Source organism: Arthrobacter sp. SAFR-044 (genome assembly GCF_059414985.1).
This window is the reverse complement of sequence record NZ_JBPFDN010000004.1, coordinates 229,877-249,042: the sequence shown is the minus strand read 5'-3', so window position 1 is coordinate 249,042 and position 19,166 is coordinate 229,877. Positions and strand designations below refer to the sequence as shown.

17 protein-coding genes are annotated in these 19,166 nt (G+C 67.2%); 4 read left to right on the top strand and 13 right to left on the bottom strand.

The window, feature by feature from the left end; genetic code table 11:
• The first annotated feature begins 43 nt into the window (after positions 1–43).
• The 4 genes from ACR65J_RS08500 to ACR65J_RS08485 are packed head-to-tail and all read left to right on the top strand — an operon-like array spanning position 44 to position 3,912.
• Complete coding sequence (locus ACR65J_RS08500; RefSeq protein WP_440167778.1) at positions 44–1,009, top strand: sugar-binding transcriptional regulator; 966 nt, start codon at positions 44–46, stop codon at positions 1,007–1,009.
• Positions 1,010–1,028: 19 nt separating this feature from the next.
• Positions 1,029–1,898: an aldo/keto reductase gene (locus tag ACR65J_RS08495; protein ID WP_440167776.1), complete on the top strand. Its 870-nt coding sequence runs from the start codon at positions 1,029–1,031 to the stop codon at positions 1,896–1,898.
• Positions 1,899–1,906: 8 nt separating this feature from the next.
• Positions 1,907–2,836, top strand: a complete 930-nt coding sequence (locus tag ACR65J_RS08490) for an alpha/beta fold hydrolase (protein WP_440167774.1) — start codon at positions 1,907–1,909, stop codon at positions 2,834–2,836.
• On the top strand, positions 2,833–3,912 hold the full coding sequence (locus ACR65J_RS08485) for a glycosyltransferase family 4 protein (RefSeq protein ID WP_440167772.1): 1,080 nt from the start codon (positions 2,833–2,835) through the stop codon (positions 3,910–3,912). Before ACR65J_RS08490 ends, ACR65J_RS08485 begins: the two co-directional genes overlap by 4 nt.
• Positions 3,913–3,941: 29 nt before the next feature.
• Here the strand turns inward: ACR65J_RS08485 and ACR65J_RS08480 are convergent, their stop codons facing one another.
• The 13 genes from ACR65J_RS08480 to pyrR all read right to left on the bottom strand — a co-directional run bounded on the left by ACR65J_RS08480 (position 3,942) and on the right by pyrR (position 18,994).
• Positions 3,942–6,026, bottom strand: coding sequence for a primosomal protein N' (locus tag ACR65J_RS08480; RefSeq protein ID WP_440167770.1), 2,085 nt, complete (start codon positions 6,024–6,026; stop codon positions 3,942–3,944).
• 104 nt (positions 6,027–6,130) lie between these two features.
• Complete coding sequence (gene metK, locus ACR65J_RS08475) at positions 6,131–7,366, bottom strand: methionine adenosyltransferase (protein WP_440167768.1); 1,236 nt, start codon at positions 7,364–7,366, stop codon at positions 6,131–6,133.
• 76 nt (positions 7,367–7,442) lie between these two features.
• The gene (gene coaBC, locus ACR65J_RS08470; protein ID WP_440167766.1) at positions 7,443–8,681 is read right to left on the bottom strand and encodes a bifunctional phosphopantothenoylcysteine decarboxylase/phosphopantothenate--cysteine ligase CoaBC; all 1,239 of its coding nucleotides are present in this window, start codon (positions 8,679–8,681) and stop codon (positions 7,443–7,445) included.
• 38 nt (positions 8,682–8,719) lie between these two features.
• On the bottom strand, positions 8,720–8,980 hold the full coding sequence (rpoZ, locus tag ACR65J_RS08465; RefSeq protein WP_003800778.1) for a DNA-directed RNA polymerase subunit omega: 261 nt from the start codon (positions 8,978–8,980) through the stop codon (positions 8,720–8,722).
• A 15-nt stretch (positions 8,981–8,995) separates the two neighbouring features.
• The gene (gmk, locus tag ACR65J_RS08460; protein WP_440167764.1) at positions 8,996–9,589 is read right to left on the bottom strand and encodes a guanylate kinase; all 594 of its coding nucleotides are present in this window, start codon (positions 9,587–9,589) and stop codon (positions 8,996–8,998) included.
• A 45-nt stretch (positions 9,590–9,634) separates the two neighbouring features.
• Entirely contained in the window at positions 9,635–9,952 is a 318-nt protein-coding gene (mihF, locus tag ACR65J_RS08455; protein WP_201302514.1) for an integration host factor, actinobacterial type, read from the bottom strand.
• A gap of 110 nt (positions 9,953–10,062) precedes the next feature.
• Positions 10,063–10,938, bottom strand: coding sequence for an orotidine-5'-phosphate decarboxylase (pyrF, locus tag ACR65J_RS08450; RefSeq protein WP_440167762.1), 876 nt, complete (start codon positions 10,936–10,938; stop codon positions 10,063–10,065).
• Positions 10,931–14,245 (bottom strand): carbamoyl-phosphate synthase large subunit, encoded by a 3,315-nt coding sequence (gene carB, locus ACR65J_RS08445; RefSeq protein WP_440167761.1) that lies wholly within the window; start codon positions 14,243–14,245, stop codon positions 10,931–10,933. The genes pyrF and carB overlap by 8 nt, the downstream gene beginning before the upstream one ends.
• Positions 14,245–15,546: a glutamine-hydrolyzing carbamoyl-phosphate synthase small subunit gene (carA, locus tag ACR65J_RS08440; RefSeq protein ID WP_440167759.1), complete on the bottom strand. Its 1,302-nt coding sequence runs from the start codon at positions 15,544–15,546 to the stop codon at positions 14,245–14,247. Before carA ends, carB begins: the two co-directional genes overlap by 1 nt.
• Positions 15,527–16,045 carry a PH-like domain-containing protein gene (locus tag ACR65J_RS08435; RefSeq protein WP_440167757.1) on the bottom strand — a complete coding sequence of 173 codons (519 nt, stop codon included), beginning with the start codon at positions 16,043–16,045 and terminating at the stop codon, positions 15,527–15,529. Before ACR65J_RS08435 ends, carA begins: the two co-directional genes overlap by 20 nt.
• A complete protein-coding gene (locus ACR65J_RS08430; protein ID WP_440167755.1) occupies positions 16,045–17,385 on the bottom strand; it encodes a dihydroorotase in 1,341 nt (446 codons plus the stop codon). Before ACR65J_RS08430 ends, ACR65J_RS08435 begins: the two co-directional genes overlap by 1 nt.
• Positions 17,385–18,410, bottom strand: coding sequence for an aspartate carbamoyltransferase catalytic subunit (locus tag ACR65J_RS08425; RefSeq protein ID WP_440167754.1), 1,026 nt, complete (start codon positions 18,408–18,410; stop codon positions 17,385–17,387). The genes ACR65J_RS08430 and ACR65J_RS08425 overlap by 1 nt, the downstream gene beginning before the upstream one ends.
• A complete protein-coding gene (gene pyrR, locus ACR65J_RS08420) occupies positions 18,407–18,994 on the bottom strand; it encodes a bifunctional pyr operon transcriptional regulator/uracil phosphoribosyltransferase PyrR (protein ID WP_440167752.1) in 588 nt (195 codons plus the stop codon). Before pyrR ends, ACR65J_RS08425 begins: the two co-directional genes overlap by 4 nt.
• Positions 18,995–19,166 lie beyond the last annotated feature (172 nt).

Here is a 19,166-nt window from a genome sequence, read left to right as displayed (position 1 = left end):
ATGGAGTCAAGGACTATGCACAAACGTGCAGAAGGGAACTGAGATGGCACTTTCGCGGGACCAAGATGCCCTCCGAGCTGCACAAATGTATTACCTGCAGGACCTCACGATGGACGCGATAGCACGCGAACTGCGCACGTCCCGGTCCACCGTTTCCCGCCTTTTGTCCTCGGCGCGGGAGTCCGGCCTGGTACAGATCCAGATCCGCAACCCCCTGGACACCGGGCCCGAACTTGAGGGCATGATCCGGCGGCGGTACAACCTGGACGTCCACGTGGTCCCCATCCTGGGAACGCTCAATGAAGCCGAGACCCTGGACCGGGTTGCCATGCAGGCAGCCCGCACCATCGGGCCCCTGGTGGACTCCAATGCGATCATCGGTGTTGCCTGGGGATCAACCCTCAGCGCGGTGAGCAGGCACCTCACCCGGAAGATCACTCACGACAGCGTGATCGTGCAGCTCAATGGAGCCGGGAACATGCACACCACCGGTATCACCTACGCAAGCGACATCATGCGCAGGTTCGGCAGCGCCTACGGGGCACGGGTGGAGCAGTTCCCCGTCCCCGCCTTCTTCGACCACGCCGCCACCAAGACGGCCATGTGGAACGAGCGCAGCGTGCAGCGGGTCCTGGAGCTGCAGGCCAAGATGAGCATTGCCATCTTCGGCGTCGGTTCTGTTCATGCCGACTATCCCAGCCATGTCTATGCCGGCGGGTACCTCGACGAAGAGGATCTCAATGCGCTCGCCAACTCCGACGTGGTGGGCGACGTCGCGACGGTATTCTTCCGGGCTGACGGGTCCTCGGACGGGATCGTCCTGAACGAACGGTCCACCGGTCCCGCGCTCGCCCAGCTCCGGCAGGTCCGCCGCAGGATCTGCGTGGTGTCGGGCGTCTCGAAGATCAACGGCCTGCGCGGGGCACTGGCAGCAAGGCTCGCCACCGACCTGATCCTCGATGAAGCCACCGCACGCCGGCTGGTCGATTACGAGGGCCTGACCAGCTGAAGTGGGTAGAGTCGTTGCCATGAGAACCTCACCCCGGCTCAGCCTGAACAACGGCGTGCTGATCGACCAGCTCGGCTTTGGGCTGTACAAGGTGCCTGCAGCTGACGCGGAAGGGCTCGTGGCGACGGCGCTCGCCGCCGGTTACCGGCACTTCGACACCGCCGCCATGTACGGAAACGAAACCGGAGTGGCACGCGGCATCAGTTCCCAGTTGGACGCAGGGACCGGCAGCGGCGGCTCCGGCGAACTGTTCCCGGCCCTGACCCGTGAAGACGTGTTCGTCACTACAAAGGTGTGGAATGACCACCATGGCTATGACGCCACACTGCGTGCCTTTGACGATTCCATGGTCAACCTGGGACTGGACTATGTGGACATGTACCTCATCCACTGGCCGTGCCCGCGCCGGGGCCTGTTCCCCGAGACTTATCGCGCCCTGGAGACGCTCTACCGCGAGGGCCGGGTGCGCGCTATTGGGGTCAGCAACTTCCAGCCGGCCCACCTTGACCGGCTGATGCAAAGCGCCGAGGTGGTCCCTGCCGTCAACCAGATCGAACTGCACCCGTGGCTGCAGCAGGAGGAACTGCGCAGCAAGCATGCGGAACTGGGAATCCGCACCGAAGCGTGGAGCCCGCTGGGCCGCGGCCAGGTGCTTGCCGACCCCGTCATCCAGGCGTGCGCCGCAGAGCACCGCAGGACTCCCGCGCAGGTGATCCTCCGCTGGCACATGCAGCTGGGACATATCGCCATCCCCAAAGCCAGCTCCGAAGCACGGATCCGGGAGAACCTGGACGTCTTCGGTTTCGAGCTCTCCGAGCGGGACATGGTGGCAATCACCGCGCTGGACCGCGGGCAGCGGACCGGGTCCCACCCGGACAACGTCAACTAGGCCCGGCCATGGATACCGTAAACCCCGGGACCTCCCCTGCGCCCGCATACGTCAGCGCCGGGCTTTCCGGACGCACCTTAACCTCCACCGTCACCCTCGACGGCGGCACGGTGGCCTTCTGGACCTATGAGCCCGTGCAGGAGAACCCGGATGCCCGCACCATCCTGGTGGTCCATGGATTCCGCGGCGACCACCATGGACTACTGCGCGTCGCGGACCAGCTCCCGGACATGCGCATCATCATGCCGGACCTGCCCGGCTTCGGCAGCTCCGACGCGTTTACCCACGGCCCGCACTCGGTGGAGCGGTACGGGCAGTTCATCACTGCCTTCATGGCTGCCCTGGGCCTGGGCCCGGACACCGTACTGCTGGGCCACTCCTTTGGTTCCATCGTGGCATCGCACTTCGTGGCCAACAACCCGCAGGCCGTGCGTCCCCTGATCCTCATCAACCCCATCGCCGCTCCAGCCTTGGAAGGGCCCAAGGGCGTGATGACCCGGCTGGCGGTGCTGTACTACAAGCTTGCGGCGCGGCTTCCCAGCGGGCCGGGACTGGCCCTGCTGCGCAATCCACTGATTGTGCGGGTTATGAGCGAGACCATGGCCAAAACCCGCGACCCCGGGCTGAGGGCCTACATCCACGGCCAGCACCATGCCTACTTCAGTTCCTTCGCCGACCGGGACAGCCTCCTGGAGTCCTTCACTGCCTCCGTCAGCCACCACGTGGCCGAGGTGGCCGGACGACTGGAACTGCCCGTACTGCTGATCGCCGGCGAAAAGGATGAAATCGCCACGCTCCCCAGCCAGCACAGCCTCCTGGACCTGCTCCCGGACGGAGAGCTGAAGGTGATTCCCGCCGTCGGGCACCTGATCCACTACGAAACGCCTGAGCCGGCCGCCCGCTACATCCGCAGCTTCCTGAAGGACCATCCCGCGTGAAGATCATCATCGATGCACGGTTTACCCGTACCGACCACCACGACGGCATCAGCCGCTACGGCGCCAGCCTGATCGCAGCCACGGCAAAGATCGCGGACGTCTCCATGCTGGTTTCCGACATTCGGCAGCTCACCCTCCTGCCGGACGTTCCCTACACCCTCATCAGCAGCCCGCTCTCGCCGCTAGAGCTGTTCGTTGCCCGGAAGGTCAACGCCATCGGGGCCGACGTGGTGGTCTGCCCCATGCAGACCATGGGCACGTGGGGCCGGAAGTACGGGCTGATCCTGACGCTCCACGACCTCATCTACTACGAACACCCCACTCCCCCGGGATTCCTGCCGGCCCCGGTCCGGCTGCTGTGGCGCCTCTACCACAAAGCGTTCTGGCCGCAGCGGCTGCTCCTCAACCGCGCCGACGTGGTGGCAACGATCAGCCGGACCACGGAAGCGCTGATGGCCAAGTACCGGCTGACGCGCCGGCCCGTGCGCATTATCGCCAACGCCCCGCAGCCGGCGCAGGAACCCCGGGTCCCGGCCGCCGGCGCGGATAAAACGATCATCTACATGGGCTCGTTCATGCCATACAAGAACGTGGAAACCATGGTGGCCGGCATGTCCGGGCTGCCCGGCTACACCCTGCACCTGCTCAGCCGCATCACGCCCCAACGGCAGGCGGAACTGGAAGCCATCGTCCCTGCGGGTGCCGCCGTGGTGTTCCATAACGGCGTGACGGATGCAGAGTACGACAGGCTCCTGCGCCGGGCCACGGCACTGGTGAGCCTGTCCCGTGCCGAAGGCTACGGCCTTCCGCTGGTGGAGGCCATGGCGGTAGGTACCCCGGTGATCGCCAGCGACATTCCCATCTTCCGGGAAGTCGGCGCGGACGCCGCACTCTACGTGGATCCGGAGTCCCCCGGGCAGTTCGCGGACGCTGTGGGCCAACTGCAGGACGACGTGCACTGGCAGGACATGTCCCGCCGTTCCATTGCGCGGGCGGCGGAGTTCAGTTGGGATGAGTCGGCGCGCCAACTGGTTGACGCTGCGCATGAGGTGGTGGCGAAAAGGCGCCGGGCCTAAAGCACACCACCCCCAACGGCACGACAAACCTAGAGCACGTCGACGCCGTCCAGCCGCAGCTGCACCGGGTCCGTCACCCGCTTGGCTGCCACGGCGGCGCGGGTGACCCGCAGGACGCGGACGACGGCGGCAGCATGGCCGTATGGGAAGAACATCAGGGTCCGCACGTCCTCGGCTGAGCGCCTGCCGGAGGGCGGTGCGGTGAGCAGCAGCGGCGAGGGGCCTGCCGTCCGAACCGTGATGCCCGCGCCCGCCAGGTCCGCTTCCACAGCACCCGCATAGTGTTCGACGGCGGCCCGCGGCCCTGTTACCGATGCGATGCGTACCGCCGGGGGAAGCTGGAGTTCCATGCGCAGGGACAGTTCACGGTGGGCATAGCCGGCCGGATCCCACCGCAGCAGCGCCCCGGTAGCGGCGGCGTCCGTGGCTGTGACCACCACCAGGCCCTTGTCCGGGGCGGGGCGGACCAGGGCGGCTGCGTTGAACCAGCGGCGCACCGTGTCTTCGCCCGCGCGGAGGGTTTCCCGGCGCAGCAGGGAATCGCCGTCCAGCAGGAGTGCGGCCGCGTACCCGCCGTCTGCGACAGGTTCGGCCCCCACCGTTGCCACCACCAGGGCTTTAGCGGCGCCCACTGTGGCTTTCACCTGGTCCCCTGAGGACGTGATGACGGTCGTACCGGGAAAGGCACGGCCAAGCTCTTCCGCGGTGCGCAGGACTCCGGTGGCCCCTTTTCGAAGCCGCCGGCCGCCGCAGTGGGAGCACTTCCAGTCAGGGGCGGGGGTGGAACACCAGCGGCACTGGGGCATAGCGGACGTGCCGGCCAGCGCGAGGGGCCCCTGGCAGTGTGCGCACCGGGCGGGTTCACGGCACGTTTCACACACGAGGGAGGGCGCATAGCCTGCCCTGGCCACCTGGACCAGGACGGGGCCACGCTCCAGCCCCTCCTTGGCCGCCTGCCACGCGGCATGCGGCAGGCGGGCGATGGTGGCCAGCGGGTCCCGCCCCTGCTCGAAGCTGTCGGCAGTGCTGACCACGCGGGGAACGGTCCTGCGGACGGTGGCGCGTTCGGCTTCTATGGGGACGGCCCAGCCGGCCTCCACCAGCCGCTGGACTTCGGTGCTGCGGGCGTGCCCGGCCAGGAGGCAGGACGTACCCTCCTGTTCGGCGCGCAGGAGCAGGACTTCCCGGGTGTGGGCGTACGGTGCGCGCTGCTCAATGTGCAGGTCGTCGCCGTCGTCCCAGCAGGCAACCAGGCCCAGGTCCTGCACCGGGGCGAAGGCTGCCGACCGCGTTCCGATGGCAATCCTGGCCTGGCCGGCCAGCAGTCGGAGGAAGTTCCGGTACCGCGGCGTAGGGCCGTCGTCGGCTGTGAGCCGGGCCACCACATCCCCCGGGACCAGGCGTTCGAGCGCTTCCTCCAGCCGGTCCAGGTCCCGGTAGTCGGGTACCACCAGCAGCGCGCCCCTGCCTGAGGCATAAGCGGCGGCAGCGGCCTGGGCAAGCAGGTCCGGCCAGCCCGCAGGTCCGTATCCCTGCAGCGGATTGACGACGGCGCGGGGCGACCCCCCAGCGGCAAGGTGCCGCAGGAACGCAGCACCGGTGCGGTAGGCGGCCCACGCTGAAAGGTCGGGGGCAGCGCGAAGGCCGGGGACGCCTTCCGTTTCCACGGCGTCCAGTGACGCAGGATATTCCTTCTCCAGCCGGGCCACCCGGGGCGGCACGGCAAGGCGGAGGACGTCGCTGACGGTTCCGGCGTACCGTGCGGCGACGGACACGGCAAGGTCCCTCACGGCGGGTGTGAGGACCGGGACCGGGGACACCACCTTTGCCAGGGGCACCAGGGTGTGGCCGGCGTCGGATTCCGCCACCCGCTCAAGGAGGAATCCGCTGAGGTCCTGGCCATTGAACTTGACCTTCACCCTGACGCCAGGCTGGGCGGCCTGGTCCAGAGCGTCCGGAACGGCATAGTCGAAAGGGCGGTCCAGGTGTGGCAGGGAGGACTCAACGAGGACCCTGGCCACAGGAAGCAGCGCGGCCAGGGTAACGCCGCCGGGCGTTTTGCGCGCCGGGAAGCCCTGCAGCAGGGACGGCTGGACGGAACTGTCAGCAACCATGGCGGCTACCTCCGTTCAGCTCCCGGTTGGACACGACCAGCCAAGCACCGGGCACTGACATTGGGCCTGCGGCATGAACCATCGGGCCTCCGGCGGGTCCGTGGCTAGGCGTTGAAGAACGCCTTCAAATCGTCGACGCGGTCGAGGCGTTCCCACGTGAAGTCGGGCTCGTCGCGGCCAAAGTGCCCGTGGGCAGCAGTCTTGGCGTAGATGGGCCGCTTCAGGTCGAGGGCGTCGATGATGGCCCGCGGACGGAGGTCGAAGATTTCCGCAATGGCTTCGCTGATCCGGGCCGGATCAACGGTCTCGGTGCCGAACGTCTCCACGTAGGTTCCCACGGGCCGGGCCTGGCCGATGGCGTAGGCGATCTGGATCTCGGCGCGCTTGGCCAGTCCCGCGGCCACCACGTTCTTGGCAACCCAGCGCATTGCATACGCGGCGGAGCGGTCCACCTTGGACGGATCCTTGCCGGAGAAGGCGCCGCCACCGTGCCGTGCCATGCCGCCGTAGGTGTCAACGATGATCTTGCGGCCGGTGAGGCCGGCGTCGCCCACAGGCCCGCCGATGACGAATTCACCGGCAGGATTCAGGATGTTGGCGGCGCGGGAAATGTCCAGGTTGGCGGCAGCCAGGACGGGTTCAATCACGACGGCGGCGAGGTCGGCGCGCAGCTGGTCAAGACTTGCACCCTCGGCGTGCTGGCTGGAAATGACCACGGTTTCAACGGATACCGGAACGTCCTTGTCGTAGCCCACGGTGACCTGGGTCTTGCCGTCCGGGCGGAGGTAGGCCAGCTGGCCCTTCTTGCGGACGTCGGTCAGGCGTTCGGAGAGCCGGTGGGCCAGCCAGATGGGCGTGGGCATATAGGAAGGGGTCTCGTCGCTGGCGTAGCCGAACATCAGGCCCTGGTCGCCGGCGCCCTGGAGGTCGTAGTCGTCCACCTGGCGGCCCTCGCGGGCTTCCAGTGAGTTGAAGACGCCGCCGGCGATGTCATTTGACTGCTGGCCGATGGACACCGACACGCCGCAGCGGGCGCCGTCAAAGCCGTTGGCTGAGGAATCGTAGCCGATACCCAGGATGGTCTCGCGGACAATTTGCGGGATTTCGACGTAGGCATCGGTGGTGACTTCGCCCGCCACGTGCACAAGACCGGTGGTGGCCATGGTCTCGACGGCTACGCGGGACTCGGGGTCTGCGGCCAGCAGCGCATCAAGGATGGCGTCGCTGATCTGGTCGCAGATCTTGTCCGGATGGCCTTCAGTGACCGACTCGGACGTAAAGAGCCGGAGCGCGGAGGGCGTGGCCCCATGGGACTGGGGAAGGTGCAGCGGTAAAGTCACTCAACTACCTTACTGGTTGGAGCACGCCGGCCCGGCGGGAGATGTCTTCCCGCGAAGCAAACGTGGTGCGGAACACTCAGGTCCGGGGCGAAACCCGGTTCAGTTCAAAGCTGATGCGGGTAATGATCGCTTCGGCAACCTCAGTCTTGGTTCCCGACGCTTCCTGTGGTTCGGAGCCGGAGCGGGACAGGATGACCACCGAGTTGGAGTCCTGCCCGAAGACCTTGTCCGTTCCCACGTGGTTGACCACCAGCAGGTCGCAGCCTTTGCGCTGGAGTTTTGCCTCCGCATACTCCAGGACGTCGCCCTGGCTGTCCCCGGTTTCCGCGGCGAAACCGACGATGAGTTGCCCGGAAGCCGAATCCCCGGCATTGCGCTGTTCCACGAGCTCCTGCAGGATGTCCGGGTTGCGGACCAGGGTGATGACGGGGTCTGCGGTGTCGTCCCGTTTTTTGATCTTGGTGTCCGAGACAGCGGCCGGGCGGAAGTCCGCCACGGCTGCGGACATAATGACGACGTCGGAGTCCGCAGCGGCGTCCAGCGCAGCTTCCCGGAGTTGCAGGGCGGTCTCCACGCGCACCACCTCCACCCCCGCCGGCGGCGGAACGTCCATGTGGGCGGCCAGCAACCGCACGGTGGCGCCGGCGTTCCGGGCAGCGACCGCCAGGGCCACGCCCTGCTTGCCGGAAGACCGGTTGCCCAGGAACCGTACGGGGTCCAGCGGTTCGCGGGTGCCGCCGGCGCTGATGGTCACGGTGCGGCCTGCAAGCGGCAACTGGTAATCGGACTGTCCCTGGACCAGCGCCATGGCTGCGTCGAAGATCACCTGCGGTTCCGGGAGCCTGCCCGGGCCTGAGTCTGCGCCCGTCAACCTGCCGGAGGCGGGCTCCAGGACAGCGGTGCCGCGGCCGCGGAGCGTTTCAACGTTGGCGCGGGTTGCGGCGTGCTGCCACATTTCGGTGTGCATAGCGGGGGCGAACAGCACGGGGCCGTGCGCCATCAGCAGCGTGTTGGTCAGCAGGTCCGCGGCCTGGCCGGTGGCAGCCTTCGCCAGGAGGTCAGCCGTGGCCGGTGCCACGACCACCAGGTCCGCCTCATGGCCAAGGCGGACGTGGTTGACCAGGTGCACGTCGTCGAAGACGCTGTTGCTGACCGGGTTTCCGGACAGCGCCTCCCAGGTGGCGGTGCCAATGAAGCGGGTGGACGCCTCCGTGGGGATCACCGTGACGTCATGGCCGGCTTCAGTAAAAAGCCGGAGGAGCGATGCCACCTTGTAGGCGGCGATCCCTCCCCCGACTCCGAGGACTATGCGCACGTGATCTCCGTCAACAGCAAGTCAGTTCAGCGGCAAGATTACTCTGCGGCTTCGATCGGCGTTGAAACCAGCTTGCCTTCGTTGATCTCGCGCAGTGCGATCGAGAGCGACTTTTCGTTCAGCTTGGTGTCAACGAGGGGTCCCACGTACTCGAAGAGGCCCTCGTGCAGCTGGGCGTAGTAGGCGTTGATCTGACGAGCGCGCTTGGCACCGAAGATCACCAGGCCGTACTTGGAGTCGGCTGCCTCAAGCAGCGAGTCGATCGGCGGGTTGATGATGCCTTCAAGGTTCGTGGACACGAATTCTCCAAATTCCTAGCGGGCTGACGGTTCCGGCAGGTGTGGATGCGGTGTCAGCCCCATGAGTGAAACAAGCTCGTCCGCTGCCCGGCGGACGTCGTCGTTGATGACGGTGTGGTCGAACTCCGGTTCAGCAGCAAGTTCCAGTTTAGCGGTTTCCAGGCGCCGCTGCTGTTCTTCGGGGGTTTCGGTGCCGCGGCCCACCAGCCGGCGCACCATCTCGTCCCAGGTGGGCGGGGCGAGGAAGACGAACTGGGCGTCCGGAACGGCCGCTTTGACCTGCCGCGCGCCCTGGAGGTCGATTTCCAGCAGGACCGAACGGCCCTCGGCGATGGCCGCGTTGACGGTGCTCTTCAGGGTGCCGTACGTGTTCTGGCCGTGGACCACGGCCCACTCCAGGAGTTCGCCATCGGCAATGAGCTGCTCAAACTCCTCCTTGGTCTTGAAGAAGTAGTGGACGCCATCCACCTCCCCCGGCCGGGGCGCGCGGGTGGTGGCTGAGACGGAAAGCCAAACCTCGGGGTAGTTGTCCCGGATATAGGTGGACACGGTGCCTTTGCCAACAGCCGTCGGACCTGCGAGGACTGTCAGTCCGGGTTTCTTGCTCACGTATTCCTTTTGCCACGGTTGGGGGAAGAGCAGGCGCCGCCTGCCTCAGTGCTCGTCTATAAAATCTACCAGCGCCCGGCGCTGGTGGACGCCCAGGCCCCGGACCCTGCGCGACGCGGCGATGCCCAGCTGCTGCATGATCGCGGCGGCCCGCACCTTCCCGATGCCGGGGAGGGCTTCGAGCAGTTCCGAAACCCGCATGCGGGCCAGCGCGTCGTCCTCCAGCGCGGAGCTGATGATGTCCGCCGCGGACCTGTCACCGTTCCGGAGGCTCTCCTTGGCAGCGGCACGGGTGGCCCTGGCTGCTGCCGCCTTGCCCAGGGCGTCCGCCCGTTCAGACGCAGATAGAGGTCGCAGGACCATCACGGACACCCCCGAAGTCGGCGGATTCATCCAAGGGCGGCCGCCCTTGGACCTGTCCTGAAACTACCCTCTGGTGCAGCCTGAATCAATGCATCCGGGCAATTGTGGGCCTATTCGCCCCGCAGTCCGTCCAGCGTCCGCAGGGCGGCCTCGCGCAGGCTTCGGGTTTCCGGTCCGGCCGACAGGATGTCGCGGCTGGAGGTTCCCAGGACAAGTTTGTAGGCAGCGCCGAAGGTGGCCCGAAGGTCAGCCGGCGTTGCCCCCTGGGCGCCGAGCCCCGGCGCCAGGATGGGGCCGCGGACGGCAGCCAGGTCCAGTTCCAGGTCTGCCAGGGCGCTGCCGACGGTGGCGCCCACCACCAGGCCCACAGACCCGAGGCTTCCGGGGTACCGCGAGTTCTCCGCTGCCGCGGACTCCGTGATCCTGCGGGCCACGGAATCCTTTCCGCCCACGTGCTGGACCGAGGCGCCCTCCGGGTTGGACGTCAGTGCCAGCACGAATACGCCGCGCCCGGTTTCCGCCGCGAGGTCCAGCGCGGGGCGCAATGACTCGAAGCCGAGGTAGGGGCTCAGCGTGACGGAGTCCGCCGCGAGCGGAGACTCGTCGCGCAGCCAGGCGTCCGCGTAGGCGGCCATCGTGGATCCGATGTCGCCGCGCTTGGCGTCGGCGATGCTGAGCACGGACTCGTCCCGGGCCGTGGCGAGGATTTCCTCCAGCACCGCCATGCCGGCAGAACCGTGGCGCTCGTAAAGTGCCACCTGCGGCTTGACCGCGGCAACGAGCGCAGCCACTGCCTCCAGGACGGTCAGCGAGAAGCGCCGCAGCCCGGCGGCGTCGTCGTCCAGCCCCCAGCTCTTCAGCAGCGCCGGGTGCGGATCAATGCCCACGCAGAGGGGACCACGGGCGGCCATGGCCGCGCCGAGCCGGGAGCCAAAGGACTCCCGGCCGGCGCTGGCTGCAAGGATACCGGGTACCTGCTCAGGCATGCTGCAGGGCCGCCTTCTGCGATTCCGCCAGAGCCGCGGCGTGCTCCTGCAGGCTGGTGACGGACCACTCGTACGTGCGCATGGCCTCAATGGCCTGGACGGCGGCGTTGAACTCAGCCACGGTGGTGATGCAGGGAATGCCGATTGACGTTGCCGCGGCACGGAGCTCGTAGCCGTCGCTGCGGGCTTCGCCGCCGGAGGGCGTGTTGAAGACCATGTCGATCTCGCCGGCAACGATGAGGTCGGCGATGGTGCCCTCGCCCTCGGCGCTGCTGCCCTCGGCAACCTTGCGCACCGGGGTGGCCTGGATGCCGTTGCGGCGCAGGACGTCGGCGGTGCCGCCGGTGGAGATGATCTCGAAGCCGAGGTCGGAGAGCCGCTTGACGCCCATGATCACGGAACGCTTGTCGCGGTTGGCCACGGAGACGAACACCTTGCCCTCGGTGGGCAGGGCGTTGTTGGCACCGGCCTGGCTCTTGGCGAAGGCGGTGTCGAAGTGCTTGTCGATGCCCATCACTTCGCCGGTGGAGCGCATTTCCGGGCCGAGCAGGGAGTCCACCACCTTGCCTTCGAGGGTGCGGAACCGGCTGAACGGCAGTACGGCTTCCTTGACGGCCACGGGGGCGTCCAGCGGAAGGGTTGAGCCGTCGCCGGTTTCCGGCAGCATCTTGTAGGCGCTGCGGAGCTGGTTGATGGTCACGCCGGTGCCGATGAGGGCTGCGGCCTTGGCCATCTGGACGCCCGTGGCCTTGGACACGAACGGCACGGTCCGCGAGGCTCGGGGGTTGGCTTCCAGGACGTAGAGCACGTCGGAGGCCAGCGCGAACTGGATGTTGATGAGGCCGCGCACGCCCACGCCTTCAGCGATGGCGCGGGTGGCCACGCGGACACGTTCGACGACGTTGCTCCCCAGGGTGATGGGCGGCAGGACGCATGCGGAGTCGCCGGAGTGGATGCCGGCTTCCTCGATGTGCTCCATGATGCCGCCCAGGTACATGTCGGTACCGTCGAAAAGGGCGTCGACGTCGATTTCGACGGCGTCCTCCAGGAACCGGTCGATCAGTACCGGGTGGTCCGGGGTGATTTCCGTGGCATTGGCGATGTAGCGGGAGAGGTTGGGCTCGTCGTAGACGATCTCCATGCCGCGGCCGCCCAGGACGTAGGACGGGCGGACCAGGACCGGATAGCCGATCTCGTCAGCAATCGTCTTGGCATCCTCGAAGGAGACGGCGGTGCCGTTCTTGGGCGACACCAGGCCGGCCTTGTCCAGCACGCGGGAGAAGGCGCCGCGGTGTTCCGCCAGGTCGATGGCTTCCGGGGAGGTGCCCAGGATGGGGACGCCGGCGTCGGCCAGCTGCTGGGCCAGCTTCAGCGGGGTCTGGCCGCCGAGCTGGACGAACACACCCATGACGCCGCCGGTGCGTTCCTCGGCCGCGATGACCTCCAGGACGTCCTCGAGCGTGAGCGGCTCGAAGTACAGGCGGGTGGAGACGTCGTAGTCGGTGGAGACGGTTTCCGGGTTGCAGTTGACCATGACGGTCTCGTAGCCGGCCTTGCGCAGCGCCATGGAGGCGTGGACGCAGGAGTAGTCGAACTCGATGCCCTGGCCGATGCGGTTGGGGCCCGAACCGAGGATCAGGATGGACGGCTTGGAGTGCAGCGCAACCTCGTCCTCCTCGTCGTAGGCCGAGTAGTGGTAGGGCGTGTACGCGGCGAACTCCGCGGCGCAGGTGTCCACGGTCTTGTAGACGGGGCGGATGCCCAGGGCCTGGCGCACGCCGCGGACCACTGCCTCGGGGTTGTGCGTGAGGGTGCCGATCTGCTCGTCGGAGAAGCCGTGGCGCTTGGCGCGCTGCAGCATCTCCTTGGTGAGGGCGCCGGCATGGCGGATCTCGTGCGAAATCTCGTTGAGCAGCTGGAGCTGGTCGAGGAACCAGGGGTCGATCTTGGTGGCTTCGAAGAGCTGTTCCACGGTGGCGCCGCCCAGCAGGGCGCGCTGGACCTGGTGCAGGCGTTCCGTGGTGGGGCGCTTGGCCTTCTCGATCAGCTCCTCGACCTCGTACTCCGGCACGGAGCTGAAGTCCAGCTGTGATCCCTTCTGCTCGAGGGAGCGGAGGGCCTTCTGCAGGGCTTCGGTGAAGTTCCGGCCCATGGCCATGGCCTCGCCCACGGACTTCATGGTGGTGGTGAGGGTGTTGTCCGCCGCCGGGAACTTCTCGAACGCGAACCGCGGAACCTTGACCACCACGTAGTCCAGGGTGGGTTCGAAGGACGCGGGGGTCTTCTGGGTGATGTCGTTGGGGATCTCATCCAGGGTGTAGCCGAGGGAGAGCTTGGTAGCGATCTTGGCGATGGCGAAGCCGGTTGCCTTGGACGCCAGCGCCGAGGAGCGGGAAACGCGGGGGTTCATTTCGATGACCACCACGCGGCCGGTGGCGGGGTCGATGGCGAACTGGATGTTGCAGCCGCCGGTGTCAACGCCCACCTCGCGGATGACGGCGATGGCAACGTCGCGCAGCTTCTGGTACTCGCGGTCAGTCAGGGTCAGCGCCGGGGCAACAGTGATGGAGTCGCCGGTGTGCACGCCCACGGGGTCGAAGTTCTCGATGGAGCAGACGACAACCACGTTGTCGTTCTTGTCCCGCATCATCTCGAGTTCATATTCCTTCCAGCCCAGGATGCTCTCTTCGAGCAACACCTCGCTGGTGGGGCTGTACTGCAGGCCCTGGCCGACGATGCGGCGCAGGTCATCCTCGTTGTAGGCCAGGCCGGAGCCCAGGCCGCCCATGGTGAACGACGGGCGGACCACCATGGGGTAGCCAAGGTCCACGGCCGCCGTGAGGGCCTCGTCCATGGTGTGGATGATGTGGCTGCGGGCGGACTCGGCGCCGCAGCGCTCAACAACGCCTTTGAACTTCTCGCGGTCCTCGCCGAGCTCGATCGCGGCGATGTTGGCGCCAATGAGTTCCACGTTGTACTTCTCCAGGACACCGTTCTTGTCCAGCGCGATGGCGGTGTTCAGTGCGGTCTGGCCACCCAGGGTGGGCAGCACGGCGTCGGGACGTTCCTTGGCGATGATTTTCTCCACCACCTCGGGGGTGATGGGTTCAACATAGGTGGCGTCGGCGAACTCGGGGTCGGTCATGATGGTGGCCGGGTTGGAGTTCACGAGGATGACGCGCAGGCCTTCCTCCTTGAGGACGCGCAGGGCCTGGGTGCCGGAGTAGTCGAATTCGGCGGCCTGGCCGATGACGATCGGGCCGGAACCAATGACGAGGACGCTCTTGAGGTCTGTACGTTTCGGCATTACTTCTTGTCCTCAGTCTTGTTGTCGTTTTTGTGTTCAGCGCCGGCGGGGTGGGCGGAGTCCACCGATTCCTTGGACAGGTTGGCGTTCCGGCCGTCCCGCGTGCCCTCCATGAGGTCGATGAACCGGTCGAAAAGGTAGGCGGCGTCGTGCGGACCGGCTGCCGCTTCGGGGTGGTACTGGACGGAGAAGGCCGGGATGTCCAGGCAGGCGAGGCCTTCCACGACGTCGTCGTTCAGGCTGATGTGGCTCACTTCCACCCGGCCGTAACGTGCCTCCGGAGCCTGGGTGGCGCCGTCGAGCGGTGCATCCACGGCGAAGCCGTGGTTCTGGGAGGTGATTTCCACCTTGCCGGTGCGGCGGTCCATGACGGGCTGGTTGATGCCGCGGTGGCCGTAGCGGAGCTTGTAGGTGCCAAAGCCGAGGGCACGGCCCAGGATCTGGTTGCCGAAGCAGATGCCGAAGTAGGGCAGCTTCTCATCCAGGACGGAGCGCAGGAGCTTGACCTGGGCGTCGGCGGTGGCGGGGTCGCCCGGGCCGTTGGACATGAAGAAGCCGTCCGGGTTGACGGCCTTGACGTCCTCGAGGGTGGCGGTGGCCGGGAGCACGTGGACGCGGACGCCGCGCTCGGCGAACCGGACCGGAGTCATGGCCTTGATGCCGAGGTCGATCGCCGCGATGCTGAAGCGGGGCTCGCCCTCCCAGCCGTGGTCCTTCGGTTCCACCACGTAGGCTTCGTCGACGCTGACTTCTTCCGCCAGGCGCGAACCCTCCATGGGGGCACTGGCCAGGACAGCGTCGAGCAGTTCCTTGTCCGTTCCCTGCGCCGCCTCACCGGAGAAGATACCGGCGCGCATGGTCTTATGCTCACGCAGGTGCCGGGTGATGGCACGGGTGTCCACACCCTGGATACCGACGATGCCCTGGGCCACGAGCTCCTCGTCCAGCGACCGCTCGGACCGCCAGTTGGAGGGGCGGCGCGCGGCGTCGCGGACAATGTAGCCGGCCACCCAGATGCGCCGGGACTCGGCGTCGTCATCGTTCACGCCGGTGTTGCCGATGTGCGGGGCCGTCTGCACCACCAGCTGGCGGGCGTACGACGGATCGGTGATGGTCTCCTGGTAGCCGGTCATGCCGGTGGCGAAGACGGCCTCGCCCAGGGCAGTGCCGGTGGCGCCGTAGCTGGTGCCGCGGAAAATGCGCCCGTCTTCGAGCACCAGCGCAGCTGGGGCCGATACTGGAGCGGAGGTGGTTGCTGTCAATGTATTCGCTTTCACTGTCTTACTTTCCACTGGTGGCACCAGCCGCTGGGGCTGACGAAATCAAATCCTGAAGGGCCTGGTACAGCACGTCCTTGTCCGCGGCGCGGCGGGTACGGAAGCCGGTGTCCAGGTCATGCGTGCCGTGCGTCCATCCGAGCACCAGGAGGCCGTCCTTTTCAACGAACTTCCCGGCCATGCCGCTGTCCTGCCGGACTTCCGTGAGGGATGCTGCGGGGATGTACAGGGCAGGGGCACCGGAGCGCCCATAGAGGACGCCGTGCGGGTACACCTCAAGGGTGGAGTTGGTGCGGATGCCCAGCCCGTGCACCGCGATCCGGTCAAGCCAGTCGCCGGCCGTCGTGGTGGCCACGTATTGACCCTCGGCGGTTGCGGTGGGCTCGCCCGGGGCGGCAGGCACCTGGGGCAGCTGGTCGACGTCGGACTGGCGCTTCAGGCGGTTGCGCCAGCCGACTGCGAGGAGGACAAACACGACGGCGACCACCGCCAGCATGGCAAGTCCGGGAAGGATCTTGTCCATCAGGCAGCGCCTGCGGGGGTTGCGGCGGAGTCCGGGTGGGGGGTGTTGAGGGCTCCGGCAAGGACGGTGGGGTGCCCCTTGAAGAAGGTGGCCACTACCTTGCCCGGGAGTTCCCTGCCTTTGAACGGCGAGTTGCGGCCCATGGTGGCCATCTGGAAGGGGTCCACGGTCCAGCGTGCGGCAGGATCCACCAGGATGAGGTTGGCGGGTTCCCCGGCTTCGAGGGGCCGGCCCTGGTCGCTCAACCGGCCAATCTTCGCGGCCGCGGTGGACGTGACGCGCGCGAAGTCCGCCCACGTCATCAGGCCGGTCTCGATCATGGCGTGCTGGACCACTGACAGGGCCGTTTCCAGCCCGGTCATGCCCATGGCGGCCTGCGCCCACTCACATTCCTTGTGCTCGCTGGGGTGCGGTGCGTGGTCGGTACCCACAACGTCGATCGTTCCGTCTGCCAGGCCTGCCCGCAATGCCTGGACGTCGGCGTCGGTGCGCAGGGGCGGGTTGACCTTGAAGACGGGGTCGTAGCTGCGCACCAGGTCGTCGGTCAGCAGCAGGTGGTGCGGGGTGACCTCGGCCGTGACGTCGATGCCGCGTTCCTTGGCCCAGCGGATGATCTCCACCGAGCCTGCCGTGGACACGTGGCACACGTGCAGGCGGGAACCGACGTGCTGGGCCAGCAGGACATCGCGGGCGATGATGCTTTCCTCGGCCACGGCGGGCCAGCCGGTGAGGCCCAGGACGGCGGAGACGTCGCCCTCGTTCATCTGTGCCCCGGCGGTGAGGCGCGGTTCCTGCGCATGCTGGGCCACCACGCCGTCGAACGCCTTGACGTATTCCAGCGCGCGGCGCATCAGCACGGGATCGTGGACGCAAATGCCGTCGTCGGAGAACATCCGTACCCGGGCGCGGGAGTCGGCCATGGCGCCCAGCTCCGCCAGCTGCTCCCCCGCGAGCCCGACGGTGACTGCCCCTACCGGGCGCACGTCAACCCACCCGGCCGCGCGGCCCAGCGTGTAAACCTGCTCCACGACCCCCGCGGTGTCGGCCACAGGGGTGCTGTTGGCCATGGCGTGGACCGCGGTGTATCCGCCCAGCGCTGCGGCACGTGTGCCGGTCTCCACCGTCTCGGCGTCCTCGCGGCCCGGTTCGCGGAGGTGGGTGTGGACGTCCACCATGCCGGGCAGGGCCACCAGGCCGGCGGCGTCGATAACGGTGGCACCGTCAGCGGACAGGCCATGGCCGATCTCGGCGATGATGCCGTCGCGGACCAGAAGGTCGGTGGGGTCACCGCCCAGGATGGCGGCGCCCTGGATGAGGTACGTTCCGGTGTTGCCTGCCATCAGTTGCTCTCCTTGGTGGACGGGGCGGCGGCGTAGGCCGGTGCCCGGGTTGCGGCTGGTTCCCGGGTATCCCCGGAGAGCAGCAGGTACAGTGCGGCCATCCGCACGGACACGCCGTTGCGGACCTGGGCCAGGACGGTGGAGCGGGGTGAGTCCGCGGCTGCTGAGCTGATTTCCAGGCCACGGTTCATGGGGCCCGGGTGCATGATGATGGTGTCCGTCATGCCCAGGTCGTCGAGGGCGCGGAGCCGGTTGTCGTCAAAGCCCCAGCGGCGCGAGTATTCGCGGGTGCTGGGGAAGAACGATGCGTTCATGCGTTCGCCCTGGACCCGAAGCATCATCATGGCGTCAACGCCGTTGGCCAGGGTTTGGTCCAGGTCGTAGCTGACGCTGCAGGGCCATTTGTCGACGCCGACCGGCAGCAGGGTGGGCGGGGCCACCAGGGTGACTTCCGCGCCAAGGGTCCGGAGCAGCCACACGTTGGAGCGTGCCACGCGGGAGTGCAGGACGTCGCCTGCGATGGCCACCCGCATGCCCTTGAGGTCCGTTCCCTCGGAACCGGTGCCGGAGAGACGGGCCCAGTGCCGGCGCATGGTGAAGGCATCGAGCAGGGCCTGGGTGGGGTGCTCATGGGTGCCGTCGCCCGCGTTGATGACGGCGGCATCGATCCAGTCGGTGGCAGCCAGCCGGTGAGGCGCGCCGGAGGCCCAGTGCCGGATGACGACGGCGTCTGCGCCCATGGCGGACAGCGTCTGGGCAGTGTCCTTGAGGGACTCTCCCTTGGAAACTGATGATCCCTTCGCCGCGAAGTTGATCACATCGGCGGACAGCCGCTTGGCCGCGGCCTCGAACGAGATGCGGGTGCGGGTGGAGTCCTCGAAGAAGAGGTTGACCACGGTGCGGCCGCGCAGCGCCGGGAGCTTCTTCACTTCCCGCTCCCCCACCGCCGACATTTCCTCGGCGGTATCCAGGATGCGGATGGCGTTGGAACGGCTGAGGTCTTCTGTGGACAGGAGGTGTTTCATGCGCCGCCTTCGATCACGACTTCGTTGACCGGTGTTCCGGCGTCGGACATGTCCGTTTCTTCCAGCCGGACCCGGACCTTTTCGGCCGAGGATGTGGGCAGGTTCTTGCCGACGTGGTCTGCGCGGATGGGAAGTTCGCGGTGGCCCCGGTCAATCAGGACAGCGAGCCGGACGATCCGGGGACGGCCCAGGTCAACGAGGGCGTCAAGGGCGGCCCGGATGGTCCGCCCCGAGTACAGGACGTCGTCGATCAGCACCACTACCTTGTTGTCGATGCCGGTCCGGGGCATCCTTGTGGGGTACGGCGGCCGCGTTCCCTGGTGCGAGAGGTCGTCACGAAACATGGTGACGTCAAGCTGGCCAACGATGGCAGCGGCATCAACAGTGTTGTCTGCGGCAGCAATTTTTTCAGCCAGCCGGACAGCCAGCGGGTAACCGCGGCGGGGAATGCCCAACAGGACCAGGTCCCGGGATCCCTTGTTGGCTTCGAGGATCTCGTGGGCGATACGAGTGAGGGCCCGGTCAATGTCCGCCTGGCTGAGGACAACCCTGGCTGGAACCGGTGCGCTGGTGACAGATGTCAACGCTCGTCTCCCCTTTCCCCGCCTCACAGGACGGAATTAAAAAAGGAATGTTTGCTCTTCAAAATTACCACACGGTTCCTGCCGGGCCCGTGCCCGGACAACGCGGTGCTGATCACATTCGTGAGGCCTGGACACCGCGATCCTTGGTGGCGCGGCAGCACCCGCTTAGGCT